We start from the raw sequence: 4,396 nt of genomic DNA on the forward strand, positions 1-4,396 counted from the left end.
CCTTTCCTTCGCGCGAAACCTCCTCCTTTCCCCCCCTCTACAAGGTCAACCGAGGCACTCACGTACCGGGGCGAAGCTGCGCCGGTGCTCCATGCAGGGGCCGTGCTCGCGCAGGGCGGCCAGGTGGGCCGGGGTGCCATAGCCCTTGTGTTGCTCGAAGCCGTACTGCGGGTGGCGGGCGTGCACGTCCTGCATGTAGCGATCGCGCGAGACCTTGGCCAGGATCGATGCGGCCATGATCGCGCGGTCGATGCCATCGCCGCCGATCAGCGCCTGCGCCGGCAGTACCAGGCCCTTGGGCACCACGTTGCCGTCGATGCGCGCGAAGCCGGCCACGTGGGCGACCGCGGCGACGACATCGCGCATGCCCTGCAGGGTGGCCTGGTAGATGTTCAGGCGGTCGATGGTGTCCACGTCCACCAGCACCACGTGCCAGGCAAGGGCGCGCTCGATGATGCGGTCATGCAGCTGCTCGCGGCGCGCCGCGGTGAGCTGCTTGGAATCGTCCAGGCCGTTGATGCGTGGCCGTGCCGGGTCGAACACCACCGCCGCCACCGCCACCGGCCCGGCGAGCGGACCACGGCCGGCCTCATCGACGCCGGCAACCAGGCGTTCCGGCTCGATTACCGCGCTGCCATCGAACAGGGCCAGGCTGGCCGCTGCGGCGTGGCGGCGGCTCATGCCTGGGCCTGGTCGCGCATCAGCAGCTCGCCGACGGCGTCGGCGGCACGTGCCGAAGCATTGCGGCGCAGGCGCTCATGCAGGCGTGCATAGGTGTCCTGCAGGTCGGTTACCCGTTGTGGGTGGTCGAACCACTGCTGGATGGCCGCGGCCAGCTTGTCCGGCGTGCAGTCGTGCTGCATCAGTTCCGGTGCCAGGTCCTGCCCGGCCAGGATGTTGGGCAGGGCGAAGCGGTCGACCTTGATCAGGCCGAATGCCTTGACCAGACGGTAGGTCAGTTCGTTGACACGGTAGCCGACCACCATCGGCCGCTTCACCAGCATCGCCTCCAGGGTCGCGGTACCGGACGCCAGCACCACCACGTCGGCGGCGATCATGGCGTTGCGGGCCTGGCCGTCGAGCACATGCGAGTACGCGACCGGCAGCGCCGAGCGTGACAGCTGCTCTTCGATCAGGCGCTTGCAGGCGGGGTTGGCGGCAGGCACCACCACGTGCAGGCCCGGGATGCGTTCGGAGACCTGCCAGGCAGCCTCGAAGAAGGGTTCGCCGAGGCGCGAGATTTCGCCCAGGCGGCTGCCCGGCAGCACCGCCAGCACCTTGGCCGAAGTCGGCAGGCCAAGCGCGGCGCGCGCTTCCTCGCGGTTGCCCTGCAGCGGAATGTCGTCGGCCATCGGATGGCCGACGAAGCGCGCGTCGATGCCGTGCTTGGCATAGATGGGCGGCTCCATCGGGAACAGGCACAGCACCAGGTCGGCGCTGCTGCCGATCTTCTCGGCACGCTTCTCACGCCAGGCCCAGACCGAGGGGCTGACGTAATGCACGGTGCGCACGCCACGCTGCTTCAGCCAGCGCTCGATGCCCAGGTTGAAGTCGGGGGCGTCGATGCCGATGAACACGTCCGGCTGCCAGTCCAGCGCACGCTGGCGGAACGCCGAGCGCAGCTTCAGCAGGCGCGGCAGATGGCGCAGTACTTCGGTCAGGCCCATCACCGCCAGTTCGCTGGCATCGTGCCAGGTCTGGCAGCCGGCGCTGCGCATGGCGTCGCCACCGATGCCGGCGAATTCGGCATGCGGGAAGCGCGCTTTCAGTTCGCGAACCAGGCCCGCACCGAGCAGATCGCCGGAGGCCTCACCGGCGACCAGGGCGATCCGCAACGGGCGCTCGCTGAGCACCCGTTGCGCGGGGACGCTGCCGGTCATCGAGGCCAGCGGAATCACAGCGGCGCCGGCCGGCGCCTGGCCGGTCGTGCTGCTCATCGCAGCAAGGGCCTCTCGGCGTGCTCGATGAAGTCCAGCATGGCCTTCACGTCATCGCTGTCACGCGCCTGTTCGGTCAGCTGCACCTTGGCTTCGGCCAGCGGCAGGCCCGCCACGTACAGGGTGCGGTAGGCACGCTTGATGGCGGAAATGCGCTCGGCATCGAAACCGCGGCGCTTCAGGCCTTCGCTGTTGATGCCGCGCGGGCGGCCCAGCGAATCGGTGCCGACCATGGTGAACGGCGGAACGTCGCCATTGGTCAGCGCCCCCATGCCGAGGAAGGCATGCGCGCCGATCCGGCAGAACTGGTGGGCACCGGCGAAGCCGCTGATGATCACGTAGTCGCCCACGGTCACATGGCCGGCCAGGGTGGTGTTGTTGGAGAACACGCAGAAGTTGCCGACATGGCAGTCATGCGCCACGTGCGTGTAGGCCAGCATCCAGTTGTCGTCGCCGATGCTGGTGATGCCGCCGCCGCCGCCGGTGCCACGGTTCAGCGTGACGAACTCGCGGAACACGTTGCGGTCGCCGATCACCAGCTCGGTGCGCTCCCCTGCATACTTCTTGTCCTGCGGTTCGCCACCGACCGCTGCGTGGCCGATGAAGCGGTTGTCGCGGCCGATCTTCGTCGGGCCGTGGATGCTGCAATGGGGGCCGATCACCGTGCCGGCACCGATTTCCACATCGGCACCGATCAGGGTGAACGCGCCCACCTGGACGTCATCGGCCAGGCGCGCGGCCGGGTCGATGACGGCGGTCGGGTGGATCCGCGGTGCGTTGTCAGTCATTCCTGCCTCCAGTGGATCAGCCCTTGGCGCCGGCACACATGACTTCGGCCGAGGCAACGACTTCACCGTTGACCTTGGCTTCGCCGTAGTACCAGCCCATGTTGCGGATCAGGCGCTTCATCTGCACATCCAGCATCAGCACGTCGCCGGGCACGACCTGCTTGTTGAAGCGGGCGTTTTCCACCTTGACCATGTAGAACAGCTTGGACTGCGAGTCACGGCCGAGCGTGAGCTGGGTCATCACGCCACCGGCCTGCGCCAGCGCTTCGATGATCAGCACGCCAGGCATGATCGGGCGGCCCGGGAAGTGACCCTGGAAGAACGGCTCGTTGATGCTGACGTTCTTCTGCGCAAGGATGCGCTTGGCCTCGATGTCGAGCTCAAGCACCCGGTCCACCAGCAAGAACGGATAGCGGTGCGGTAGCAGTTCCTGGATCTGGCAGACGTCGATCGGAAGCTGCAGCGTGTCGTTCATTCTTTCTCCTTGCCAGCAGCCAGGACGCGGCGAGCCAATGCGTCCAGCTGCTTGAAGCGCGCGGCGTTCTTGCGCCACGTGCGGTTGTCGGTCAACGGGGTGCCGGACGAGTACTCGCCCGGCTCATGGATGGAATTGCGGACCACCGACTTGCCGGTGATCACGACTTTGTCGCAGATCTCGAGGTGGCCGACCACGCCGACGTGGCCGCCGAGCAGGCAGTAGCGGCCGATCCTGGCACTGCCGGCGATGCCGGTGCAGCCGGCGATGGCCGAGTGCGCGCCGATCTGCACGTTGTGCGCGATCTGCACCAGGTTGTCCAGGCGCACGTCTTCGTCCAGCACGGTGTCTTCCAGCGCGCCACGGTCGACGCAGGTGTTGGCGCCGATTTCGCAATCGTCGCCGATGCGCACGCCGCCGAGCTGCGGCACCTTGATCCACTTGCCGGCGTCCATGGCCAGGCCGAAGCCATCGGCGCCGAGTACGGCGCCGGGATGCACGCGAACGCGCTTGCCGAGCTTGACCCGGGTGACCAGGGTGACCCGCGCGATCAGCTCGCAGCCGTTGTCCAGGCTGCAGTCTTCGCCGATCACGCTGCCAGTGCCGATGATGCAGTTCTCACCGACCACGCTGCGCGCGCCGACGGAGACGAAGGGACCGATATGGGCGCTGGCGGCGACCTGGGCGCTGGGATCGATGACGGCGCTGGGGTGGATGCCCGGCGGGCGCGTTGGCGCGATATCGAACAGCGCGGCGATCTTGGCGAAGGTGGTGTACGGGTCCTTGGCCACGAGCGCGGCGCCGGGGGCGGCCTCGGCGTCGTCGGCACGCAGGACCACCAGCGAGGCCTGGCTGTCGGCCAGCTGGGCGCGGTAGCGTGGATTGGCGAGGAAGGTCAGCTGACCAGGACCGGCATGGGCGAGGGTAGCCACGCCATGGATGGCGGTGGCGGGGTCGCCATGGACCTGCAGGCCGAACTGCTCGGCGAGTTGCTGGGCGGTGTAGGTGGGAGTATTCACGGCGGGAGTTTAACGTGTGACGCCATTGCGGTCATGCGGGGCGGTTCTGCGGCCAACGGCGGGGCCCCTCGTGGCTGGCAGAGTCAGGCCCGTGGGCTGGGTCGGACGGGTGGGGCCCGCGAGGGACGGCGCAAGTACGTCCATGTAGCCTTGGTCGCCGCATCCATGCGGCTCACA

5 protein-coding genes are annotated in these 4,396 nt (G+C 68.1%); all 5 read right to left on the bottom strand.

Annotated elements, in window-relative coordinates; genetic code table 11:
* Positions 1-45 precede the first annotated feature (45 nt).
* From ACTJJM_RS15985 to lpxD, 5 genes are read right to left on the bottom strand one after another with little or no spacing between them, the layout of a single operon-like run.
* Positions 46-681: a ribonuclease HII gene (locus tag ACTJJM_RS15985; RefSeq protein ID WP_043396472.1), complete on the bottom strand. Its 636-nt coding sequence runs from the start codon at positions 679-681 to the stop codon at positions 46-48.
* Entirely contained in the window at positions 678-1,937 is a 1,260-nt protein-coding gene (lpxB, locus tag ACTJJM_RS15990) for a lipid-A-disaccharide synthase (protein ID WP_049482825.1), read from the bottom strand. Before lpxB ends, ACTJJM_RS15985 begins: the two co-directional genes overlap by 4 nt.
* A complete protein-coding gene (gene lpxA / locus ACTJJM_RS15995; protein ID WP_010486342.1) occupies positions 1,934-2,725 on the bottom strand; it encodes an acyl-ACP--UDP-N-acetylglucosamine O-acyltransferase in 792 nt (263 codons plus the stop codon). The genes lpxB and lpxA overlap by 4 nt, the downstream gene beginning before the upstream one ends.
* 16 nt (positions 2,726-2,741) lie before the next feature.
* Positions 2,742-3,200, bottom strand: coding sequence for a 3-hydroxyacyl-ACP dehydratase FabZ (fabZ, locus tag ACTJJM_RS16000; RefSeq protein ID WP_008265823.1), 459 nt, complete (start codon positions 3,198-3,200; stop codon positions 2,742-2,744).
* Positions 3,197-4,219 carry a UDP-3-O-(3-hydroxymyristoyl)glucosamine N-acyltransferase gene (gene lpxD, locus ACTJJM_RS16005; RefSeq protein ID WP_049455670.1) on the bottom strand — a complete coding sequence of 341 codons (1,023 nt, stop codon included), beginning with the start codon at positions 4,217-4,219 and terminating at the stop codon, positions 3,197-3,199. Before lpxD ends, fabZ begins: the two co-directional genes overlap by 4 nt.
* Positions 4,220-4,396 lie beyond the last annotated feature (177 nt).

Origin of the sequence: Stenotrophomonas sp. 22692, assembly GCF_052045015.1 — a bacterium.
In the GTDB taxonomy this organism is placed as follows: domain Bacteria; phylum Pseudomonadota; class Gammaproteobacteria; order Xanthomonadales; family Xanthomonadaceae; genus Stenotrophomonas; species Stenotrophomonas geniculata.